Source organism: Burkholderia sp. MSMB1826 (assembly GCF_001526325.1).
Taxonomy (GTDB): Bacteria; Pseudomonadota; Gammaproteobacteria; order Burkholderiales; family Burkholderiaceae; genus Burkholderia.
The window spans coordinates 455,939-478,153 of record NZ_LOYN01000010.1; the positions used below are offsets into that span (position 1 = coordinate 455,939).

The 22,215-nt window shown below is 68.0% G+C and carries 23 protein-coding genes; 6 read left to right on the forward strand and 17 right to left on the reverse strand.

Translation table 11 applies throughout. From position 1 onward, the window contains the following. Positions 1-111 precede the first annotated feature (111 nt). The 4 genes from WS95_RS35575 to WS95_RS04070 form a co-directional block, all read right to left on the reverse strand. Positions 112-279: a hypothetical protein gene (locus WS95_RS35575; protein ID WP_257139575.1), complete on the reverse strand. Its 168-nt coding sequence runs from the start codon at positions 277-279 to the stop codon at positions 112-114. 81 nt (positions 280-360) lie between these two features. Further along, positions 361-1,386, reverse strand: coding sequence for a DedA family protein/thiosulfate sulfurtransferase GlpE (locus tag WS95_RS04060; protein WP_059822425.1), 1,026 nt, complete (start codon positions 1,384-1,386; stop codon positions 361-363). A gap of 185 nt (positions 1,387-1,571) precedes the next feature. Next, positions 1,572-2,078: a cupin domain-containing protein gene (locus tag WS95_RS04065; RefSeq protein WP_034204852.1), complete on the reverse strand. Its 507-nt coding sequence runs from the start codon at positions 2,076-2,078 to the stop codon at positions 1,572-1,574. Between the two features lie 350 nt (positions 2,079-2,428). Further along, positions 2,429-2,899, reverse strand: a complete 471-nt coding sequence (locus WS95_RS04070; RefSeq protein WP_059822426.1) for a universal stress protein — start codon at positions 2,897-2,899, stop codon at positions 2,429-2,431. Between the two features lie 318 nt (positions 2,900-3,217). Between WS95_RS04070 and WS95_RS04075 the strand changes: the two genes are divergently transcribed. Both WS95_RS04075 and WS95_RS04080 read left to right on the forward strand, forming a co-directional pair. Continuing rightward, a complete protein-coding gene (locus WS95_RS04075; protein ID WP_059822428.1) occupies positions 3,218-5,320 on the forward strand; it encodes a PAS domain S-box protein in 2,103 nt (700 codons plus the stop codon). Then, on the forward strand, positions 5,317-5,964 hold the full coding sequence (locus WS95_RS04080; protein ID WP_034204855.1) for a response regulator: 648 nt from the start codon (positions 5,317-5,319) through the stop codon (positions 5,962-5,964). The genes WS95_RS04075 and WS95_RS04080 overlap by 4 nt, the downstream gene beginning before the upstream one ends. Positions 5,965-6,016: 52 nt before the next feature. On the opposite strand, the gene WS95_RS04085 is transcribed toward WS95_RS04080, so the two are convergent. The 6 genes from WS95_RS04085 to WS95_RS04110 all read right to left on the reverse strand — a co-directional run bounded on the left by WS95_RS04085 (position 6,017) and on the right by WS95_RS04110 (position 13,226). Further along, complete coding sequence (locus tag WS95_RS04085) at positions 6,017-6,421, reverse strand: lysozyme inhibitor LprI family protein (RefSeq protein WP_059822430.1); 405 nt, start codon at positions 6,419-6,421, stop codon at positions 6,017-6,019. Positions 6,422-6,847: 426 nt separating this feature from the next. Further along, entirely contained in the window at positions 6,848-7,177 is a 330-nt protein-coding gene (locus tag WS95_RS04090) for a DUF4148 domain-containing protein (RefSeq protein WP_034204857.1), read from the reverse strand. Positions 7,178-7,382: 205 nt separating this feature from the next. Next, complete coding sequence (locus WS95_RS04095; RefSeq protein ID WP_059822435.1) at positions 7,383-9,968, reverse strand: penicillin-binding protein 1A; 2,586 nt, start codon at positions 9,966-9,968, stop codon at positions 7,383-7,385. 196 nt (positions 9,969-10,164) lie between these two features. Further along, entirely contained in the window at positions 10,165-11,172 is a 1,008-nt protein-coding gene (gene lhpH / locus WS95_RS04100) for a trans-3-hydroxy-L-proline dehydratase (protein WP_059822436.1), read from the reverse strand. Between the two features lie 68 nt (positions 11,173-11,240). Then, positions 11,241-12,362 carry a branched-chain amino acid ABC transporter substrate-binding protein gene (locus WS95_RS04105; RefSeq protein ID WP_059822438.1) on the reverse strand — a complete coding sequence of 374 codons (1,122 nt, stop codon included), beginning with the start codon at positions 12,360-12,362 and terminating at the stop codon, positions 11,241-11,243. 126 nt (positions 12,363-12,488) lie between these two features. Beyond that, positions 12,489-13,226, reverse strand: a complete 738-nt coding sequence (locus WS95_RS04110) for a FadR/GntR family transcriptional regulator (RefSeq protein ID WP_059822442.1) — start codon at positions 13,224-13,226, stop codon at positions 12,489-12,491. Positions 13,227-13,489: 263 nt separating this feature from the next. On the opposite strand from WS95_RS04110, the gene lhpI reads away from it, so the two are divergent. The 3 genes from lhpI to WS95_RS04125 all read left to right on the forward strand — a co-directional run bounded on the left by lhpI (position 13,490) and on the right by WS95_RS04125 (position 15,785). Continuing rightward, a complete protein-coding gene (gene lhpI, locus WS95_RS04115) occupies positions 13,490-14,425 on the forward strand; it encodes a bifunctional Delta(1)-pyrroline-2-carboxylate/Delta(1)-piperideine-2-carboxylate reductase (RefSeq protein WP_059822443.1) in 936 nt (311 codons plus the stop codon). Between the two features lie 159 nt (positions 14,426-14,584). Beyond that, on the forward strand, positions 14,585-14,989 hold the full coding sequence (locus WS95_RS04120; RefSeq protein WP_059822445.1) for a response regulator transcription factor: 405 nt from the start codon (positions 14,585-14,587) through the stop codon (positions 14,987-14,989). A gap of 16 nt (positions 14,990-15,005) precedes the next feature. Then, entirely contained in the window at positions 15,006-15,785 is a 780-nt protein-coding gene (locus WS95_RS04125; protein ID WP_059822447.1) for a helix-turn-helix domain-containing protein, read from the forward strand. Between the two features lie 29 nt (positions 15,786-15,814). On the opposite strand, the gene WS95_RS04130 is transcribed toward WS95_RS04125, so the two are convergent. The 6 genes from WS95_RS04130 to WS95_RS04155 form a co-directional block, all read right to left on the reverse strand. Next, positions 15,815-16,165: a hypothetical protein gene (locus WS95_RS04130; protein WP_059822449.1), complete on the reverse strand. Its 351-nt coding sequence runs from the start codon at positions 16,163-16,165 to the stop codon at positions 15,815-15,817. Between the two features lie 154 nt (positions 16,166-16,319). Continuing rightward, positions 16,320-16,559 (reverse strand): hypothetical protein, encoded by a 240-nt coding sequence (locus WS95_RS04135; RefSeq protein ID WP_006479066.1) that lies wholly within the window; start codon positions 16,557-16,559, stop codon positions 16,320-16,322. A 16-nt stretch (positions 16,560-16,575) separates the two neighbouring features. Further along, positions 16,576-16,866 (reverse strand): DUF1488 domain-containing protein, encoded by a 291-nt coding sequence (locus WS95_RS04140; RefSeq protein WP_034204866.1) that lies wholly within the window; start codon positions 16,864-16,866, stop codon positions 16,576-16,578. A 111-nt stretch (positions 16,867-16,977) separates the two neighbouring features. Continuing rightward, positions 16,978-17,376 carry a DUF488 domain-containing protein gene (locus tag WS95_RS04145; RefSeq protein ID WP_034204867.1) on the reverse strand — a complete coding sequence of 133 codons (399 nt, stop codon included), beginning with the start codon at positions 17,374-17,376 and terminating at the stop codon, positions 16,978-16,980. 161 nt (positions 17,377-17,537) lie between these two features. After that, positions 17,538-18,740 (reverse strand): amino acid aminotransferase, encoded by a 1,203-nt coding sequence (locus WS95_RS04150; protein ID WP_059783554.1) that lies wholly within the window; start codon positions 18,738-18,740, stop codon positions 17,538-17,540. Between the two features lie 46 nt (positions 18,741-18,786). Continuing rightward, entirely contained in the window at positions 18,787-20,172 is a 1,386-nt protein-coding gene (locus WS95_RS04155; RefSeq protein ID WP_059822451.1) for an amino acid permease, read from the reverse strand. Positions 20,173-20,490: 318 nt separating this feature from the next. Between WS95_RS04155 and WS95_RS04160 the strand changes: the two genes are divergently transcribed. Further along, positions 20,491-20,964 (forward strand): Lrp/AsnC family transcriptional regulator, encoded by a 474-nt coding sequence (locus WS95_RS04160; protein ID WP_006479071.1) that lies wholly within the window; start codon positions 20,491-20,493, stop codon positions 20,962-20,964. Positions 20,965-20,991: 27 nt separating this feature from the next. Here WS95_RS04160 and WS95_RS04165 read toward each other — a convergent pair whose 3' ends face one another. Next, the gene (locus WS95_RS04165) at positions 20,992-21,849 is read right to left on the reverse strand and encodes an EamA family transporter (protein WP_059822794.1); all 858 of its coding nucleotides are present in this window, start codon (positions 21,847-21,849) and stop codon (positions 20,992-20,994) included. Between the last annotated feature and the right edge of the window lie 366 nt (positions 21,850-22,215).

Sequence of the window (22,215 nt, forward strand, 5' to 3'; positions counted from 1 at the left end):
GGGATTATAGGGAGGATCGGCGGTTTCATGCCAGGCGATTTTTGGGAAAATCGCCGTGGGTGAAAGCAGTGATTGAATTCGAATGCGCGAGGCGGACGCACATTCTTGAGTTCAGACCTCGATATACGAGACCGACGGCGACGCCAACAGCTTCGGCGGCGTCGGAGATGCGCATCGACTGAGGTCGTCGCTGAGGGCTTTGCTATCACCGGCATACACGAAATCGTCGCCGATCTGTTCGCGAATGCAGGCCAGTTTCGCCGCCCCCTTGAGATTCATGTCGCCACTGGTAGCGATGACGCGATCGAAAAGGCCGAGATGCCGCTCACACGCTCAGCGATACCGGCAACGCTGGCTGCATCACTTCGACAACGTCGCCCGCACCGTATACTCGCCGTTGAGCCCACCCTGCTCCGGCCGCACGAAATACCGCGACGAATCCAGATCAGCCGGCAGCGGCTCGACCGGATAACCGTGCTTTTCCCACGCATCGAGGCCGCCCTTCAGCGCCCGGATGTTGTGGATCATCTTCTTGCGCTGCATCTTCGCGATCAACCGCTTCGCGGTCGCCTCGTTCGGGCACACGCAATAGACGACGATCGGCCGTTTCAGCACTTCCGGATCGAGCAGGTCCGGCGAATCGAGATCGACCGGCACCGCGCCGGCAATCCGGTACGGCTCGCGTTCGCGAATCGCCTTCGGACGTGCATCGAAGATCAGCGGCGGTTCGTCGGACGTCATCATCTCCACGAGCTGCGGCGGCGAGATGCGCACCTGCGCGAGATAGCGGCGGAACTGCACGCGACGCACCCAGCGGTACAGCAGGAACGTGATGAAGATCGCGAGAAGCGCGTCGAGAATCGTGCCGCCGCTCGCACGCACCCACAGCACGAACTGGACGATCTGGTCGTGAATGGCCGCGCCGCCGATCAGCCAGAACGCCGCCCACAGCGACGCGCCCGCCAGATCCCAGAACAGGAATACGCCGATGCCGATCGCGGTCGTGCCGAGCAACGGCGCCGACACGAGCCCGAGGCCCGGCAGGAATTTCGACAGCACGAGCAACGGCGCGCCGTACCTTTCGAATACGTTACGCGCGAAACGCAGCGTCGTGTCGAGCGACAGCGAGAAGCGTACGAGGCCGTTCAGCAGGCGCCGGCCGCGCGTGCGGCCCATGAAGAACCAAAGGGAATCGGCCAGCATCGTCGCGCCGATCGCCGCCGCGAACATGCTGACCCAGGACGCCTGCCCCATCGCCGCCATCGTGCCGCCGAGAATCAGCATCGGCACGGCCGGCACCGGCACGCCGAGCTGCGTGATCAACACGCTCGCGAACACGGCCCACGGGCCGAGCGACGGTGGAATAGCGATGGGAAAGTGCCACACGGCGGCGCTCCTGGAAGACATGCGGGCCGCGCGACAGGGCCGTCGGTACGGCGGCGCAACGGCCGCCGCGGCACGTCCGCGATCGACCGATGCATCATGCGCATTCTAAACGGGTTTGTCCGCGCTCGCGCGGAACACCGGCCGGCGGCGCGGGCTTTGCGCGCGGCGTGACGCGACCGTGACGGTCACACGTCGGAGCGCGGCGCGAGTTGGGCGACATGTTCCGCGTAGTCGGGAAACTCGGCCGCCAGCGCGGCCGCATCCGCCAGCTCGAATTCCGCGAACTCGAATCCGGGCGCAACCGTGCAGCCGACGAGCGCGACGTGCTGCGGCGACGCGCAGCGCGCGCCGAACCAGCTTCCGGCCGGCACGACCGTCTGGAACACGGTGCCCGGATGGGTGAGCGGGTTGCCGAGCCGGTGGATCGTCAGCCCGTCGCGCGCGTCGAGCACCCACACTTCGATCGGATCGCCCGCGTAGAAATGCCAGACTTCGTCGGAGCGGATGCGATGCCACGACGAATACGCGCCGTCGCACAGCAGGTAGTAGATCGCGGTCGACGCGGCACGCGGCGCGCCGTCGGCCGGGCGCACGACCGACTCGGTCGCGCGGTAGGTTTCACGGAAATAGCCGCCTTCGGGATGCGGCTGGAGGTCGAACTGGCGAATCAGGTCGGTCGCGGAAATCGGCATGGCAGATGACGTCGGTAAGGGAGAAAACCGGCATCCGGCCGACCGTCCGATCGCGATTCGATTCATGCGCCCGGGTGCCGCCGGATGCCCCTGCGTCGATCGTCGCGGCCATGCGCGCGGCGATCGAGCGGACACCGGCCGATGCTGCCAGAACTGCATGCCGTGATGCAACTGCGGACGGGCAATCGCGCATCGGCGATGCGTATCGACGAGGCTCACCGCGCTGTGTTGGGCGACGCGACGACGCGGCACACCCGCTCGCGCAAGACGCCCGGGATGCCGTGCGGCAGCGCGCCAACTGCGCGCGCTGGTGCCGCATCGGCCCGCCGTACATTGCCGTACCGCGCCGGTCACGCAGCCGCCGACGTGCCCGCCTCGTCGTGCCGAACCAACAGCACCGGCCGGTCGGCTGCACGCAGCAGCGATTCCGCCACGCTGCCGAGCAACAGCCTGCGCAGGCCGTGCCGCCCGCTCGTACCCATCACGATCAGGTCGGCGTCGGCTTCGGCCGCGGTACGCATCAGCACCGTCGCGATGTCCTCGCCGTACGCGTCGAGCGCGCGCACCGTGCCTCGCACATGCTGCTGCGCGAGCATCGCTTTCGCTGCGTCGAGTACCGGCGTCGCCACATCGGTCGCGGCGACATCGCCGTCGCGCTCGGCGGCGAAGCCGGCGTCGACGTCGACGAGCTGCGGCCGATGTTCGACGACGTACGCACACGTCACTTCGCCGCCGGACGCCGTCGCGATCCGGATCGCCTCGTTCAGCGCGAGACGTGCGCTCGGGCTGCCGTCGAGCCCGACGAAAATCCGCTTGTACATGGTCCGTCCCTCCGACCGGGCGGCGTCGCGCGTTGCGCAACGACGGCCCGTCATCGCAAGCCGGCCCGGCGCCGGCTTGCCTGTCGAACAGTCTGCCCCACGTGCTGGCGCGCGCGTTGACGCGCGTCAACCGCGGCCGGCGCGCCCGCTGGTTCACGCCTTTGCCGCAATTTCAACCGACCCCATTACAAAAAACGTGTAAAACGCGCACAATTTCATCTTGAAAATAATCGTTGGATGCAGCCGGTGCGAGTTTCCCCCGGTTTTGCCGCGCTGCCCGAGTGCCCCGGGTAGTCCGAACAACAGAATGGCCATCGAATGACCGCCAGTGGAACCCCGACGCGGGACGCCCGAGGGCCCACGCGCCTTCAGATCATGTTACGCCAGCCACTCGCGGCCGGCGTCGTTACGCTGTGCGCGGGCGCGGTGCTGTCGCTCGGTGTCGCGCTGCTGGTGCGCGAGCAGTGGCAAGGCGCCGTTCACACGCGTTTCGAACGCCGCACGACGCACGTGACCGCGATGCTGCGGCATGAACTGCAGGCCGGCGCCGCCGTGCTCGAAGGCGCGCGCGGCGCGTTCGGCCTCGTGCCGGACATGACGCCCGGCCAATGGCGCCGGTATGCGGAGACGCTCGATCTCGACAGCGGCCGCTCGCCGGTGCGGCAGATCGGCTATGTGCCGCTGACGCCCGCCGCGCGCGGCGCGCTGGCCGGCACGAAGCCGCTGCCGGCCGATGCGCTCGCGGCAGCGACGCTCAGCGCCCCCGCGTCGAACGCGCCGGTCGTGCGCTTCGGCGCGTTCGACGCGGCGCCGCTCACGCGTGCGCTGCGGACTGGCGATATCGCGCTCGGCGTCCACCCCGCCGACGACGACACCTCCCGCGACGCACGCACCCTGACGCTGTTCCTGCCCGTGACGACCTCGCCGCTGGCCGCCGCCACGCCGTCCGGCACGCGCGAAGCCGGCGCCGACGGAATGCTGTTCGCGGCGCTGAGCCCGCGGCGCCTGGTCGAGCGCGCGCTCGACGCGGAACGCGGGATCGATCTGCGGATGACCGCCGGCGGCGATTCGCGCGCGATCGTCAGCGTCGAGACGACGACCGACGAAGCGTCGGCGTCGCCCGACCTGATGCGGCGCACCGACGTGCTGAATTTCGGCGGCACCCCGCTGACGCTCGCCTATTCTGCGGACGGCCGGCCAAGCGCGACCGGCGCGCAGCGGGCGGCCGGCACGGTGCTCGCCGCCGGGCTGATCGCGTCTTTCGGGTTCGCGGCGCTCGTCCATGCGCTGCTGCGCGGACGCGCCGACGCCGGCGCGAGCAGCCGCGGCATCCTCAACGAGGCGCGGATGATGGGCATCATCCGTTCGTCGATGGAAGCGATCATCACGATCGACGAAAAGCAGACGGTCGTGATCTTCAATCCGATGGCCGAACAGGTGTTCGGCGTGTCCGCGATGGAGGCGATCGGCGCGCCGCTGTCGCGCTTCATTCCCGAGCGGTTCCGCGCCGCCCATGCGAAGCACGTCGACCAGTTCGGCGTGACGGGCGTATCGGAGCGGCAGATGGGCCGCCAGCGCGTGCTGTTCGGGCTGCGGGCCAACGGCGAGGAATTCCCGATCGAAGCATCGATCTCGCAGATCCGCGACGCGTCGGGCAAGCTTTATACGGTGATGCTGCGCGACATCACCGAGCGGCAGCGGGCCGAGAACGCGCTGAAGCAATCGCGCGAGGAATTGCGCGAATTGTCCGCGAACCTGCAGAACGTGCGCGAAGAGGAAAAAACCCGCATCGCGCGCGAGCTGCACGACGACCTCGGGCAGCAGCTCACCGCGTTGAAGATGGACCTGTCGGTCGTCGAGCAGCAATTGCGCATACCCGGCCGCGCGCAGCCCGACGAAGGCGTGCAGATGCATCTGCAAGGCATGCGGCGGCTGATCGACGCGACGGTCGCGTCGGTGCGGCGCATCGCGGCCGACCTGCGGCCGGTGATGCTCGACGATCTCGGCCTCGTGCCCGCGATCGAATGGCTCGCGAACGATTTCACGAACCGCTACGGGATCGATGTCGAGCGTCACATCGAAACGGGCGGCCTCACGTTCACCAGTACGGGCGCGACCACGCTGTTCCGCATCGTCCAGGAAGCGCTGACGAACGTCGCGCGTCATGCGGATGCGACGCGCGTGACGTTGCGGCTCGACATCGAGGAAGGCTTTTGCGTGCTGCGCGTCGCCGACAACGGCCGCGGCGCGGCGCCCGGCGGTCCGGCCCACGAGGACAAGTCGTTCGGCCTGATCGGCATTCGCGAACGCGCACACATGCTGGGCGGCACCGTGACGATCGACACCGCGCTCGCGCGCGGCTTCTCGATTACCGTCGCGTTTCCGCTCGGCACCGTTCAACAGGACACGCTCATCACATGATCAAGGTGCTCATCGCCGACGACCATACGCTCGTACGCGACGGTCTGCGGCACATCCTCCAGAACGCCACCGGGTTCGAGGTGGCCGGCGAAGCCTGCGACGGCCCGTCGACGATCGCGCTGGTGCGTGCGACGCCCGCGCAGGTGCTCGTGCTCGACCTGTCGATGCCGGGCCGCAACGGCGTCGAGCTGATCAAGCAGATCAAGGACGAAAAGCCCGCGCTGCGCGTGCTGGTGCTGACGATGCACGCGGAGCAGCAATACGCGGTGCGCGCGTTCCGCGCGGGCGCGTCCGGCTATCTGACGAAGGAAAGCGCGAGCGCGGAGCTGGTCGGCGCGGTCGCGAAAGTGGCGTCGGGCGGCGTCTACGTGAGCCTCGCGATGGCCGAGCAGTTCGCGCAGAGCCTGAACGAGCCGGCCGAGACGCTGCCGCACCAGCGGCTGTCCGACCGCGAATTCGACGTGTTCCGGCGGATCGCCGCCGGCCAGACGCTGACCGAGATCGCGAATGCGCTGTGCGTGAGCGCGAAGACGGTCAGCACCTACAAGACCCGGATTCTCGAAAAGATGCAGATGCCGCACGAAGCGGCGCTCGTGCGTTACGCGATGCGGCACAAGCTGCTCGACGAAACGGACGACGTGTAACGGCGACGTGTAGCCGGCGTCGGGCAGGCCCGCTCGGGCCCGCGCGTGATCGTTACTTCGCGGGCACCGGGCACGCGAGGTCGCCGTCCTCGCAGGACAGATAGCCCTTCAGCGTTTCGGTACGCGCTTTCGTCAAATCGTCGAGACAGGTCGATACGACCATCGGATACGCACTGCCGCCCTCGGCATTCGCGCTCGAGAAATGGCATTCGGCATCGCGGTACGCGATCCACGCGCGCTGTGCATTCACGAGCTTGTCGGCAAGCGGCCGCGCGTCGCGCAGGCGCGCGGTGACGGCCTGGTAAGTCCGGTTCAGTTCCCCGTCGGATTGCTTGTACGCGCGATCGGCACACGCCGTCATCGCCGCCTGATCCGTCGCGTCCGCGCAATTCGCCTGCGCATGGGCGACGCTCGCCACCAGCGCCAGCGAGCCCAGCAGACCGGTCAAGACACGCATGGATGCTCCTTGTTGTTCGTTGAAGTCGGGAACCCGGTGCCGTGCAGCGCCCCGTGTGGATGGGCCGCGCTACGCGCGGCGACGTCGACCGCGATGCTAGCGCACGCGCGGCGGATTGTCAGCGGGGTGCCGGGCTGCAGTCGAAGACTCGCTCGGGAACGATTGCGCATGCATCGCGATCACGGACTCGGGTGCTACGGGTGGTCGTGGTCGATTGCCCGCGGATCTTGCTAGAACGAACCCATGGGAAGAGACCTCCCCGCGTCGGCGAATATCGGATTGCCCCGCCGACGATTTCGCTCGTCGTCTGCGCCGGATCGCTGAGCTTCGCATCATGGAAAAGCCCGCACCCGGAACCGAACCGAGTGCGGGCTTTCTCGATACGACGTCAGCCGCGGCCTTCGGGGCCGCGAAACGACGGCTGGTTTAGTGGCCGAAGTACACCGACGAGCGGTCGCTCACGGCCGGTACGACCGCGCGCTGGCCCGACTGCGACGTCGCGACCGGGTTCGAACCGTAGCCGGTTGCGTCGGCTTGCGCGCCGGCGTTCTGCGCGGCGGCGATCTTGGCCTGGGCGGCCTGGATGTTTTCCGGATAGTTCATCCAGTCGTTCGGGTTGTAGCCGGCCTTTTCGAGCTGGACCAGCTCGGCGCGCACTTGCGCGCGGGTCAGCGGCTGCTGGTTCGATTGGGCAAACGAGACGACCGGTGCGGCCACCAGGGCGGCCAGTGCAACTGCCTTGATCAGCGATTTCATGATGCGTTACCTCCGGGATTGTTTTGTCAGGCGCTTCCGACTCGATGTCGTTGCGCATGAGTAGAAGTCTAGGAGGCTCGACTATCAGGGTAAATACTTAAATCGCAAATTCACTGTTGACCGAAACCGTACAATCGAGCGGGAATAAGTCGTTTCGTCAGACGATTATCGCCGCCTGCGCGCCAAATGCCGCGACACGGCTTCGTTACTGCGAAGCGCCGGTCGCATCGGGCGCGGCCGGCGCCGACGGAGCCGGCACGGCCGAAGGGGCGACGCCGATACCGGCGCTGCCTCCACTTGTCGCACTGGCGCCTGCTGGCGGCGGCGCAAGCTGCGGCTGCGGCTGCAGTTGCGATGCGCCCGCCGACAGCGCGGCGGCCGACGCGGCCACTTCGGACGCCGGCACCCATTCCTCGACGATACCGCCGGATGCGGCATCCGGCGCCGATGCGGCGGATGCCGCCGACGCCGCCCCCTCGTCGGCGTCGGCCGGGCGCTCGATACGCTGCGTCCTGACCGGCGCGGGCGCCTTCTTCGGCTCGGGTGGGAACCACGTGTCGAACAGGTCGGTCGCGCGCTCGCGCAGCGACGCGAACCAGCCCGGCGACGGCTCGGTATCGAATTTCGCCTTCGTATCGACGATCCGGGCGCGCTGCGCGCGCTGGAAGAAATCGCCGACGATCGGCAGCGCGCTGTGCGCGCCCTGCCCCCAGTAGTCGCTGCGCAGCGTCACGCGGCCGTCGTCGAATCCGACCCACGCGCCGGCGACGAGGCCCGGCTGCATCAGGATGAACCAGCCGTCCGCGTTGTCCTGCGTCGTGCCGGTCTTGCCGGCCACGTCGCCGCGGATGCCGAAGCGCGTGCGGATGCTGCCGCCCGTGCCGCGCGTGACGACATCGCGCATCACGTCGAGCAGCATCTTGTCGGTTTCGGCATCGAGCGCGCGCTCGGGCGGCGCCGGTGCGTATTCGGCGAGCACGTCGCCCTGGCGATTCTCGATGCGCGTGACCATCTGCGGCTCGACGTACAGCCCGCCGTTCGCGATCGTCGCGTACGACGCGACCATTTCCTTCAGCGTGACCGGGCTCGTGCCGAGCGCGAGCGACGGCACGCGTTCGAGCGGGCTTTCGCGCACGCCCATGTCGCGCGCCAGCCGCGCGACGGCGGCCGGGCCGACCTTCTCCATCACCTGCGCGGTGATCCGGTTGCGCGACAGCGCGACCGCGTCGCGCAAGGTCATCGGCTTGCCCGTCGGCGGCACGTCGTCGTTCGGCCGCCAGATCTCGCCGCCTTTCAACGGGATCTCGACCGGCTGGTCGATGAACGTGTCGTCCGGCTTCATCCCGCTCGCAAACGCGGCGCCATAGACGAACGGCTTGAACGTCGAGCCCGGCTGGCGCCGCGCCTGCGCGACGTGGTCGAACGGCTCGCGGGTGAAGTCGCGGCTGCCGACCCACGCGCGGATCTGCCCGTCGCGCGGATCGATCGCGAGGAAGCCGGCCTGCACGTCGGTCTTCGCCTTGCACAGCGCACGCAGGAAGCCGCGGTCGGCCGCGAGCAGCTTCATCGCCGCCGCGTCGTCCTTGCCGGCGTCCTGCGCGGCCTTGTACTCGGGCGATTCGCGCATGAAGGTGCGGAACACCTCGTTGTCGGTGCCGCAGCCGTCGCGGCCGCTCCATGCGTTGTTCGCGATGCCCTGCAGCTGATTGCCCTGCAGCGTGAGCGCCTGCGTCGCCATCTGCTGGAGGCGCGAGTCGATCGTCGTGCGCACGATCAGCCCATCCGAATAGATGTTGTAGTCGTTGCGGTCGGCCCACGCGATCAGCCATTTGCGCAACTGCTGCGCGAAATGCGGCGCCGGCCCGGGCGGCTCCTTCTGGCGTTCGAAGTCGATACGCAGCGGCCGGCGCTGCAACTGCGCGAACTGCGCGGGCGACAGCTTGCCGTACTTCACCATCTGGCCGAGCACGGTGTTGCGCCGCTGCAGCGCGCGCTCGGGGTTCAGCACCGGGTTGTAGTAGCTGTTGCCCTTCAGCATCCCGACGAGCGTCGCGCTGTCGAGCACGTCGAGTTCGTCGGCCGACTTGTCGAAATAGGTGCGCGCGGCCATCTCGACGCCGTACGCGTTGTACAGGAACGGCACCGTGTTCAGGTAGGTCTCGAGGATCTGGTCCTTGCTGTAGACTGCCTCGATCTTCAGCGCGGTGATCGCCTCCTTCACCTTGCGCGTGAGCGTCGGCGCGCGGCCGATCTCGTCCGGATACAGGTTGCGCGCGAGCTGCTGCGTGATCGTCGAGCCGCCCTGGCGGCTGCCCGAGAACGTATGGAGCGCGGCCGACGCCGTGCGCTTCCAGTCGAGGCCGTGGTGCTCATTGAAGCGGTGATCCTCGGTCGCGATCAGCGCGTCGACCATGTGCGGCGAGATCTGCTTGAGCGGCACCCATTCCCGGTTCGACGGCTTGAATTCGGCCAGCAGCTTGCCGTCGGCCGACAGCACCTGCGCCGGCTGGTCGACGCGCGCCTTGCGGATGTCGCCGATGCCCGGCGTAAACGGAACGAGCACGATCACGTACGCCGCGAACAGCGCCGGCACGGCGGCGGCCGCGAGCAGCACGCCGCGGCGCGTCGGGTGGCGGACATGGTGCCACGCGGTGGCGGCGAGGGGCTTGACCCGCGCGACGGCGGCGGCCGCGACAGGTTGGGCGCGCGCGACCCATCTGGCACACAAGGCACGCACTGACGACACGTTTCGGCGATTCACGCGGGTGGAGCTCGGCTGAAAAGGCTGCATCGTACCAAACTCGCGCGGCCGCCCGACCTGCGGCGGCGTCGGGCCGGCGCACGTGGTGCCGCTTCGCGACGGCGCCGACGCAAAAAAGGCGCGCGCTCCGCGACCGGAACGACGCGCCAAACCTGGTACGACAACCTGAACGCCGCGCAACGAGGTCGCGATGAGGACGCGACGGCGGCGCGACCGGCGCTGCGGCTCAGCGCACGAGAAATCCGTACGTGAGCGGATCGCGCTCGTCGACGATCCAGTTCGCGAACCCGCAGATATGCGCGCTGCCTTCCACTTCCGGGATCACGGCCGGGATGTCGCCGACCGTCGTTTCGCGCAGCACGCGCCCCTTGAAGACCGTACCGACGATCGATTCGTTGACGAGCGTGTCGCCCGCCGCGAGCAGCCCGCGCTGGTAGAGCTGCGCGACGCGCCCGCCGGTGCCGGAACCGGTCGGCGAGCGGTCGACCTCGCGATCCGCGAACACGCAGCAGTTCGCCTGCGTCGAACCCGCGTGGCGCGGCGCGTTCGCGATGATCGTGCCGTAAATGTGGTTGATTTCCGGGATCTCCGGATGCACGACCGGATACTTCACGTTCGCGGCCGCCTTCACTTCCGCGCCGAAGCGGATCAGTCTTTCGACGGCCGATTCGCGCACCGGCAGGTCGAACGGCGCGCCGTCGACATAGAAATAAAACGCGCCGCCATACGCGATGTCGCCGATCACGGTGCCGAACGACGGCGTGTCGACCGACACGTCGCGCCGCCAGATGAACGACGGCACGTTGACGAAGCGCACGGGCCCGGCATGTTCGCCGTCCCATTTGACGAAAGCCTCGATGAAGCCGCACGGCGCGTCGATGCCGACCCGCGTCTCCGGCGCCGTGCGCTGCACCCAGCCGAGTTCGACCGCGGCCGTCGACAATGCGATCACGCCGTGGCCGCAATGGTCGCTGTAGCCTTCGTTGTGCACGAAGATCACGCCGAAATCCGCATGCGGCGACACGGGCTCGGTCAGGTAACCGCCGTACATGTCGGCATGGCCGCGCGGCTCGAACATCAGCGCGCGGCGGATCTCGTCGGCGTTCTCCTTGAGCCACGCGCGGCGCTGGACGATCGTGTCGCCGGGCAGCCGCGGCAGCCCGCTCGTGACGATGCGGAACGCCTCGCCGCCGGTGTGGACTTCGACGGTGGAAAGGGATCGGGAAATTTTCATAGTCGATCGAATGCGTTGAAACGAAGGACGGCGGCGCGGCCGCCGTCCGGCGGCGGGCGGTGCGGCGATTACTTCGCGTACGGTGCGGGCAGCCCGTTGCGGATCACGTAGACGGTGGTCGGCGCGCCTTTCAGGTCGCCGTTCGCGTCGAACGAATAGGTGCCCGCGACACCCGCGTAGTTCGACTTCGCGAGCTGCGCGATCAGCTTCGCCTTGTCGGTGGTCGTGCCGGCCTTGACCATCGCGTCGGCGAGCAGCTTCACGCCGTCGTAGTAATTGACGCCGTAGACCTGCGTATCCGTGTGATAGGCGTCGTGGTACTTCTTCAGGAATTCGCGGCCGGCCGGTGTCTTCTCGAGCGCGACACCGCCCTGCGCGCAATAGACGATCGATGCCGCCTCGCCCGCGACCTTGCCCATGTCGGCCGAGCAGATGCCGTCGCCGCCGAGCAGCTTCGCGCGCAAGCCCCGCTGCTTCATCTGCTTGGCCATCGGCGCGCCCTGCGCCGCATAGCCGCCGAGGAAGATCACGTCGGGGTTGGCGGCCTTGATCTTGGTGAGAATGCCGAGGAAATCGGTGGCCGACGAATTCGTGTATTCCTGGTCGACGATCTTGATGCCGTTCGCCTTCGCGACGTTCATGAACTGCTCGGCGACGCCCTGCCCGTACGCGGTGCGATCGTCGATCACGGCGGCGGTTTTCGCGTTCAGCGTCTTCGCGGCGAACGTGGCCATCGTGCCGCCGAGCTGCTCGTCGCTCGCGCCGATCCGGAAGATGTTCCTGAAGCCCTGCCGCGTGAGCGCCGGGTTCGACGCGACCGGCAGGATCGGCACGCCGGCGTTCGCATACACGCGCGAGGCCGGAATCGCGACGCCCGAGTTGTACGGCCCGAGCACCGCGACGACGCCCTTGTCGACGAGGTTCTGCGCGACCTGAACCCCGGCCTTCGGATCGGCCTGATCGTCGTCCGAAACCAGTTTGAACGTAACGGTCTTTCCGCCGACCTTCACGCCGGCCTTGTTGAGTTCGTCCACCGCAAGCCGCGCGCCGTTTTCGTTGTCCTTGCCGTTGGCGGCCTGCGGGCCCGTCAGCGGCGCCGAATGGCCGATCGTCACGACTTCCTGCGCGTGCGCGGAAGTCAGCGCGCCGACGGCAGCAGCCACCGAGAGCGCGGTCGTGAGGTGTCGCATGATGTCTCCTGATTGGTTTTGTGTGAAACCAATGTAGGACATGCGTGGTCACACCGCAAGCAATTTCAAAATAATTTCGGACATTTTGGTCAATTTAAAGACCAGATCGGCCCGCACTCGGACGTGCTACTTCGGCGCGATATCGCGCCGCACGCGGCGAATGTGCTGTTCGACATAGAATGCGGCCGCATCGGCGTCGCCGGACACGATCGCCTCGTAGATCAGCCGGTGTTCGGACACGTAGAGCCGGATCCGGCCCGCGTCGTAGATGCCGTCGTCCTTCAGCCGCTTCCACAGCGGTTGGTCCATCGTCTTCGCGACTTCGTCCGCGATCTTCACGATCAGCGCATCGCCGGTCATCAGCGCGAGCTGTCGATGAAACAGCCGGTCGCTCTCGTTCCACAGCGCGCGCTGGTGCGGATCGTCGACGTCGGTGATGGTTTCCATCTGCGCGAGATAGCGCTCGGCGCCGGGGTCGGCGCGGCCATGGGCGGCGGCGAGGCGCGCGATCGCGGGCTCCAGGATCAGCCGCACGTCGAGCGTCGACGTCGGGCTGAAGTCGGCCTCGGACGCCGTGTGCGCGTCGCCGCGCTGCGCGAGCACGTCGAGCGGCGCCGCGACGACGTAGGTGCCCGAATTGCGCTTCGTGAACACGAGCCCTTCGTTCTGCAGCGCGCCGAGCGCTTCGCGCACGGCCGGCCGGCCGACCTGGAACAGCGCCGCGAGCTCGCGCTCGGACGGCAGCCGCGATTCCGCCGCGTAGCGTCCCGCGCGGATCTCGTCGCGGATCTTTTCGGCTACCTGCTCGTAGATCTGCAGCGGCCTGAAACCGCCTTCGAGTGAGTCGGGACGCGCGGACATCATCGTATGGCTCCTGCCCGTTCGGGGCGTGGATCTGGAATGGGTTCGCACTATACCGGAGCGGCGCGGCCAGTGCGGCAGCGGCGAGCCTTCTGGCCGGATATTAGAACCAAAATCCACGACGCGCTTTATTTTCTGGGTTGCCGGCGCGCCAGCAAGTGGTATAGATTCGATCCACACTGCCCGGTGTCACGGTATCCGGCAGACCCGTGGCGGGCGCGGCATGCGTCCGCCGTTCACGCTCACCGACGCCCACGACGTACACGATGACCGCCTCTTCCCCGATTCCCGTTTTCGACGCAGCCGACACGGCCGCCCTGCTCGACTACCCGGCGCTGCTCGCCACGCTCAGGCAAGCGGTCGTCGAGTATGCGGCGGGCGACATCGTCAGCCCCGAACGCCTGGTCGTGCCGCTGCAAGGCGGCGGCGTGATGCTGTCGATGCCGTCGAGCGCCCACGACCTGGCGAGCCACAAGCTCGTGAACGTGTGTCCCGGCAACGGCGCACGCGGGCTGCCGACGATCCTCGGCCAGGTCACCGCGTACGACGCCGCCACCGGCGCAATGCGCTTCGCGCTCGACGGCCCGACCGTCACCGGCCGCCGCACGGCGGCGATCACCGCGCTCGGCATCCAGGCGCTGCATGGCGCCACGCCCCAAGACATCCTGCTGATCGGTACCGGCAAGCAGGCGGCCAATCACGCGGAAGCGCTCGCGGCGATCTTTCCGGAAGCGCGCCTTCGCGTGCGCGGCACGACAGCGGACAGCGCGGCTGCCTTCTGCGCCGCTCACCGCACGCATGCGCCGCGACTCGCGCCGCTCGACGGCGACGCGGTTCCCGATGCGATCGACGTGGTCGTCACGCTGACGACGAGCCGCACGCCCGTCTACCGCGAAGCCGCGCGCGAAGGCCGGCTCGTGGTCGGCGTCGGCGCGTTCACCGCGGATGCCGCCGAGATCGACGCGAGCACGGTGCATGGCAGCCGGCTCGTCGTCGACGATCCGGCCGGCGCGCGCCACGAAGCCGGCGATCTGATCGTTGCGCAGGTCGACTGGCGGCACGTCGCGTCGCTCGCCGACGTGCTGAACGGCACGTTCGCCGGCGGCGGCCCGCTGCTGTTCAAGAGCGTCGGCTGCGCCGCGTGGGACCTGGCCGCGTGCCGCACCGCGCGCGACGCGCTGGCCGCGCGCCGCGCCGGCTGACCCGGACGCGCGATCGTTCGCGCGGCATCGCGTCGCCGGGCCACGCCGGCGGTTTCCCGTACGCGGTGTAGGAAACGCCCTACACCGTGTCGAAGCGGCCTACACGAAGTTCCAATTCGGCCGATTCCAATTTCGGCGGCGCAACACGATACTGCCGGCATGAATGCCAGCCTGTCACCCGCCGCGCTCAGGGTGTTCCTCGTCGATCACGCCGTCGCCGTCCGCCGGCGGATCGCGCTGCTCGTCGGCGCGATCCGCGGCGTCGTCGTCGTGGGCGAAGCGGAAGACGGCCACGACGCGTGGACGCATATCCGCAGCAGTCGCGCGGACGTGGTGATCGTCGACGTGCGGCTCGCGGACGGCAGCGGCCTCGACCTGATCGGGATGCTGTCGAAGGCCGCGCCGCGCATCGTCACGATCGTGCTGACGAATCACTCGGCGCCGGCATTCAGGGAGGCATGCGCGACGGCGGGAGCCGACTATTTCTTCGACAAGACCGTCGAATTCGACGCCGCGTGCCGTGTCATCGAATCCCTGGTGCACGCGCGCGTGCACCGCCCCTGACGAGCCGGAGCGACTCATGTCCACCGCCAACGCCTGCGCCGCCGACGTGTCCGTCGTATCCCGGCCCACGATTGCCCTGCGCCCGGCCGCGCGCGCCGACGCCGTCAAGCATCCGGCCGCCCGCTGCTCGGCCTGCGCGATGCGCTCGATGTGCCTGCCGCCGCACCTGACGGCCGCCGAATACGGCCGCCTCGACGCGATCATCTGCACGACGCGACAGATTCGCCAGGGCGACGCGCTGTTTCGCACCGACGATCCGTTCCAGAGCATCTATGCGGTGCGCGCGGGTTCGTTCAAGACGGTGATGATGCATCGCGACGGCCGCGAGCACGTGACGGGCTTCCAGATCGCCGGCGAAACGCTCGGGATGGACGGCATCGGCGGCGGCCAGCACTGCTGCGACGCGATCGCGCTGGAAGACAGCGTGGTGTGCATCATCCCGTTCGGCGCGCTCGAAGCCGCGTGCCGCGAAATGAAGCCGATGCAGCACTTCCTCTACCAGATGCTGAGCAGCGAAATCGTGCGCGAATCGAGCCAGATGCTGCTGCTCGGCACGATGTCGGCCGAGCAGCGCGTCGCGCATTTCCTGCTGAACCTGTCGTCGCGGTTCGAGGCGCGCGGCTATTCGGCGACGGAATTCAACCTGCGGATGACGCGCGAGGAAATCGGCTGCTATCTCGGGATGAAGCTCGAAACCGTCAGCCGGATGTTCTCGCGGTTCCATCGCGAAGCGCTCGTCGAAACGCGCGGCAAGCGCGTGCGCATCATCGACGCGCAAGCGCTCGCGCAGGTCTGACGTACGGGGGCACGACGGCCGGCGCGGCATTACCGGATCGCGTCGCCCGCCGCCACGTCGCGCAGCGCCGCCGTTGCGGCGCCCGCCTGCCACGCGATCAGCGCCTGTTCGGCCTGCGCGAACGCGCGGCGCAGCGCATCGTCCACGTCGGCGCCGACGCACGGCGGCAGCGATCGGCGCACCGCGCCGTGCATCGTCAGGTCGAGTCGCACGTCGTACAGGCACGCCCCATCGGCCGCCATGCGCGATTCGATCGCGAGTTGGCAGCCGTCGATCCACGCGCGAAACCGTTCGAGCCGCACCAGTTGCGCGCCGGCTTCGGCCTCGAGCGCTGCCGAACCCGTGAATCCGAGGCAGGCGATCTGCATGCCCACGCCCATGTCGTCTCTCCTGACGGGGCCGCCCGCTCGTCGACCGCCTTGCATGTGCCGGCCGCCTCGCGATGCGGCGGCACGGGTGTTTCCCGCGGCGCGGCGCGCATGTTTCGATCGCGGCCGGCCGGTCGTCTGCCCGCGCTTCGCCGCGCGGACCTGTTCATACGTTGAAGGTCTGCGACGCCTTCATCTCGATCCATGTCATGCCGGCCCGCAACCCTTCGATCATCGCCTCGCGCTCGGTCGGATACGCGTGGCTGTGCTCGAACGTATGATGAAACCGCGCGGCGCCGGCGCCGTGCTCGACCGACACGCGGCAGCGGAACTCGCCCGATTCGCACGGGCGAGTCTCCACTTCGACCGACCAGTCGCGTTCGTGAATGTTGCCCTGCAGTGTCATGCGCCCTCCTGCGGTATCAGCCTTCGAGCCGGAAGTGCCCGCTGTGCAGCAGCACCGGCCGGCCGCCGATTTCCTCCAGCATTCGTCGTGCCATGGCCTCGATGGCCGGCCGGTGCGCGTCGAATGCGCTCAGCAGATCGCGTTCGAGCAGCGAGCGCGCGCCGAAATGGTCTTCCAGCGCCTCGGCGGTGACCGCGCACTGGACGCAACGCCCGTCGACCAGCGCGGAAAACGCGACGACCAGGTCGCGCGCGCAGTATTCCGGCGGCTCGGGTGGGAAAGTGATGTGCATCTGTCGGCCTGTCATCGTCGCGATGGCTCCATGACGAGAGCATAGTGGTGCGCGCGACCGCGCGCTTGACCCACGTCAACCGGTTCGCTGCACCGCACGATCGCGGTGCGGCCGCCCGACGCCGCTTCAGCCCGCGTCGGGCTCGATCGCCGCGCCGCGCTCCGCGAGCAGCTCGCGCAGCACGCTGCGGTGGCAATGGCGCTCGTCGTCGCAGTAGCAGCCGATCGAGAACGCGGTGGTCGCCGACAGCGCGGCCAGCAGGTCCAGCACCTTCGCCGGATCGCCGTGCGCCATCTCCGCGCGGAAGTGGCGCTTGAACGCCTTCCATTCGGCGTCGGTTTCGGCGGCCTGTGCCAGCGCGACGAGCTCGGGGCTCGGCGACAGCGTCGGCAACCATACATCATAGTAGTTGCGTGACGCGAATTCCGCTTTCGGTACGCCGCGCGGCGGCCGCCGCACCGTGCCGATCCGCAGGCCTTCGCCGGCCGCACGCGGCGTGCCGAGCTGGATGATCCGGATGCCCATGTCGCTCCTCTGTCGTGCATGCGTTCCCGTGATCGTACCGCCGCGCCTGCGCGTACGTCAGCCGGGCACCGCACATGACGGCTGCCCAACAAAAAACCGGCTGCTCCCGCGACGGGATACAGCCGGTTCCGCATCGTGCGCGGCGCGCCGCCGCGCCGCGTTCAGACGCCGCTCTTCAGCACCTGGCCGATCGCGTCCGCGACGATGCCGACGTTCGAGTCGTTCAGGCCCGCGACGCACATCCGGCCCGAGCGCAGGATGTACACGCCGTGCACCTCGCGCAGCGCGTCGACCTGCGATTCGGTCAGGCCCGTGTACGTGAACATCCCGCGCTGCTTCACGTAGCGTGTGAGCGCTTCGCCGCTCACGTGGTCGCGCAGGCCGTCGTGGATCGACTGGCGCATCCGCGCGATGCGGCGGCACATCGCCGACAGTTCCTCTTCCCACTGCTTGCGCAGCGCCGGCGTGCCGAGCACGGCCGCGACGACCTTCGCGCCGTAGGTTTGCGGGTTGCTGTAGTTCGAGCGCACGGCGCCGGCCAGTTGGCCGAGCACGCGGTCGGCCGCGGCCGCGTCTTCGCAGACGACGCTCAGGCCGCCCACGCGCTCGCCGTACAGCGAGAAGTTCTTCGAGAACGAGTTCGCGACGAGCGTCGGCACGCCGCGGCGGGCCAGCTCGCGCACCGCGAACGCGTCCGCGTCGAGGCCCGCGCCGAAGCCCTGGTACGCCATGTCGACGAACGGCAGCAGCCCGCGCGCCTCGATCACGTCGATCAGCTTCTCCCACTGGCCTTCGTCGAGATCGACGCCGGTCGGGTTGTGGCAGCACGCGTGCAACAGCACGATGCTGCGCGCCGGCAGCGCGTCGATCGCCGCGAGCATCGCGTCGAACTTCAGGCCGCCCGTCGCCTCGTCGTAGTACGGGTACGTGTTCACCGTGAAGCCGGCGCGCTCGAAGATGAAACGATGGTTTTCCCAGCTCGGGTCGCTGAGCCACACCTGCGAATCCGGGAAATAGCGCTTCAGGAAATCGGCGCCGACCTTCAGCGCGCCCGAGCCGCCGAGCGTCTGCAGCGTCGCGATGCGGCCGGCCGCGCGGGCCGGGTGATCGGCGCCGAACACCAGCGATTGCACGGCGTCGCGGTACGCGGCCAGGCCGACCATCGGCAGGTACGGCTTCGGGCCGCTGTCGCGCTGCAGCGCGGTTTCGGCTTCGCGCACGGCGCCCATCACCGGAATCCGGCCTTCGGCGTCGAAATAGATGCCGATGCTCAGGTTGACCTTCCGATCGCGCGGATCTTTCTGGAAGTTCTCGTTGAGCGTCAGGATCGGGTCGCCCGGGTACGCGTCGATGTGTTCGAACATGGCTTGAGTCGTTCTCGTTTGGAAGAAGGGTCGGTCGTGGCCTGCGTCAGCGGGCGGAAACGCCGTCGTGCACCGCAAAGCCCGCATTCTTCTGACGGAAGCGATACCCGATCGCGAGCACCGCGAGCCATACCGGGATCAGGTACACCGACAGGCGGAGATCCGGCGTCAGGTACATCACGACGAGAATGCCGGCCATGAATGCCAGGCACAGGTAATTCGTGAAAGGATAGCCCAGACTGCGGAAGGAAGTCTTCTCCCCGGCAGCCTGCTTGGCCTGGCGGAACTTCAGGTGGATCAGGCTGATCATCGCCCAGTTGATGATCAGCGCCGACACGACGAGGCCCATCAGCACCTCGAACGCCTTGCCCGGCATGAAGTAGTTGACCAGCACGCACACGCCGGTCGCGAGCGCCGATGCGCCGAGCGCCGCGAGCGGGATGCCGCGCTTGTTCACCGAGCACAGGACCTTCGGCGCGTTGCCCTGCTGCGCGAGGCCGAACAGCATCCGGCTATTGCAGTACACGCCGCTGTTGTAGACCGACAGCGCGGCCGTCAGCACGACGACGTTCAGCACGTTCGCGACCAGGTTGCTGCTCAGTGCATGGAAAATCAGCACGAACGGGCTGCCGCCGCTGACGACCTTCTCCCACGGATACAGCGACAGCAGCACGGCCAGTGCGCCGATGTAGAAAATCAGGATACGGTAGATGACCTGGTTGGTCGCGCGCGGGATGCTGCGCTTCGGATCGTCCGCCTCGGCCGCGGTGATGCCGACCAGCTCGAGCCCGCCGAACGAGAACATGATCGCGGCCATCGACATCACGAGGCCCGACACGCCGTTCGGGAAGAAGCCGCCGTGCTGCCACAGGTTCCGCACGGTCGCTTCCGGCCCCGCGTGACCGCTCGCGAGCAGCCAGCCGCCGAAGCCGATCATCCCGACGATCGCGGCAACCTTGACGATCGAGAACCAGAATTCCGTCTCGCCGTACGATTTCACGCTGGTCAGGTTGACCAGGTTGATCGCGACGAAGAACACGAGCGCCGACACCCAGGTCGGCACGCCCGGCCACCAGTACTGCACGTAGATCCCGACGGCGGACAGTTCGGCCATGCTGACGAGGATGTACAGCACCCAGTAATTCCAGCCGGACAGGAAGCCGGTGAAGTGGCCGAAGTACTTGTTCGCGAAATAGCTGAACGACCCCGCGACGGGCTCGTCGACGACCATCTCGCCGAGCTGGCGCATGATGAAGAACGCAACGATGCCGGCCACCGCATAGCCGAGCAGCACGGACGGGCCGGCCATCTTGATCGTCTGCGCGATGCCGAGGAACAGCCCCGTGCCGAGCGCGCCGCCGAGCGCAATCAGCTGGATGTGCCGGTTCTTCAGCCCGCGCTTCAGGCCGTCGCTCTCGTTTCCAGAAACCATGTCTTCTCCACTCTGTCCGCCTCCGCCTGACGCGGTGCGGCGCGCCTCGGTGTGCCGGGCGCTGTTTTGCTGTGCCGGCGGCCGTTCGTGGAGCCGCCGAGTTGGGGGACTGCAATTCTCGCGCGGGGCGTCCGATTCGCGTCGGCGGGCGGCCAGATCGACCGCCGACTCGTTGCCCACGCCGCATTGCTGCGGCCGCACACGAAAATCCGGCGTCAGTTTAGCGTTGCGACGGCGAAATCGGGTTGCGTAACCCGCTCATGCAAACCCTACATTATGAGATAAGATTGCATCCAGGAGACAGATGAGGAAACAAAAATGCCTGAACCGGTCCTCGATCGCATCGATCGCCATTTGCTGTCGGTGTTGCAGGAGAACGGCCGCGCGTCGAACCTCGACCTGGCGAAGGCGGTCGGCCTGTCGCCCGCGCAGACCTTGCGGCGCCACCGGCGGTTGGAGGAGATCGGCGCGATCCGCCGTTACGAAACGCGGCTGTGCCCCGATACGCTCGGCTTCGGCGTCACCGCGTTCGTGCACGTGACGATGGAGCGTGGGCATATCCGCGATTTGTCGAAGTTCCAGAAACTCGTGTCGGATCTCGCGCAGATTCAGGAATGTTTCTCGGTGACAGGCGACATCGACTACGTGCTGAAAGTCGTCGCGCACGATCTGAAAGGGCTGTCGACGTTCCTGCTCGAAACGCTGATGCGCATTCCCGGCGTGAGCGGCGTGCATTCGAGCGTGTGCCTCGACGAGATCAAGTGCACGAGCGCGATGCCGGTGGAAAGCTGACGCGCCCGGCGCGCAGGGCCGATGCGTTCAGCTCGCCGCCTCGAACGCACCGATCAACAACGCTCCCGCCGCAATCACCGCGCAACCGGCGGCCCGGCGCGGCGTCAGCCGCTCGCCGAGGTAGATGCGCGCAATCAGCGCCGCGAAGACCACGCTCGTCTCCCGCAGCGCCGACACCGGCCCCATCGGCGCGCGATCCATCGCCCAGATCACGATGCCGTAGGCGAGCGCCGCGAACACGCCGCCGCATGCGGCCTTCGCCGTCTCGCCGACCGCCTGCGTCAACCGCAGCGACCCCGCCCGCAGCCTGTAGTACGCGGCCATCAGCGCGCCCGTCAGCACGAACATCCACGCGGTATAGCCGACCGTGCTGCCGCTCTCGCGCACCCCGATTCCGTCGACCACGCTGTACGCGGCGATCGACACGCCCGTCGCGAACGCGGTCGGCAGCACTTGCGTCATCCGGTGTTTCGCGCCGCGCCGGCGTTCCAGCCCGATCGCCATGATGCCCGCGCAGATCAGCACGAGCCCGCATTGCGCACCGACGTTCAGGCGCTCGCCCGCGAACGCCGCCGCGCCGAGCGTGACGAGCAGCGGCGCCGTGCCGCGCGCGACCGGATATGCGGCGCTCAGGTCGCCGTGTTCGTACGCGCGGACGAGCAGCAGCGTATAGACGACGTGGATCACGGCCGACGCGACGACGCACAGCCAGCTCGCCGGCGCGATCGGTGCGGCAGCCGGCAGGAACAGCAGCGCGAACAGCCCGATCGCGATCTGCAGCACCGTGGCCGAACGCAGCCGGTCGCCGCTGCTGCGCACCAGCGCATTCCATGACGCGTGCAGGAACGCCGCGCACAGAACGGCGAACAGAACCGGAATCGGCACGCTGAAAACCTCCGCTGGCGGGTCAAGCTGCGCGATACCGCGCGGCAGGCGTTCATCGTATGAATGCGTCACCGGATTGTCAAAAAGGCGACCAACGGCCAGCCGTAAAAGATTCGGCCGCCTCCTCCGGTCGCCCGCCCCGCGCCGCGTGCGCCGAACGCGGCCTGCACGCTGCCCCATGTGACACGGAGGTTGCAGGCGGTCCACCCCTTTCCGTTCTCTTTCGCCCCGCGCCGCGGCGTAATGGAATCGATACCACGGCGCAACCGTCGCGAAAACACTCCGTCCCCATATCTTCATACGCAACTGGTCCAATGCGCGTGCTCCCTCACGAGCTTCGCGCCGAACCGACACGGCGACGGGGCC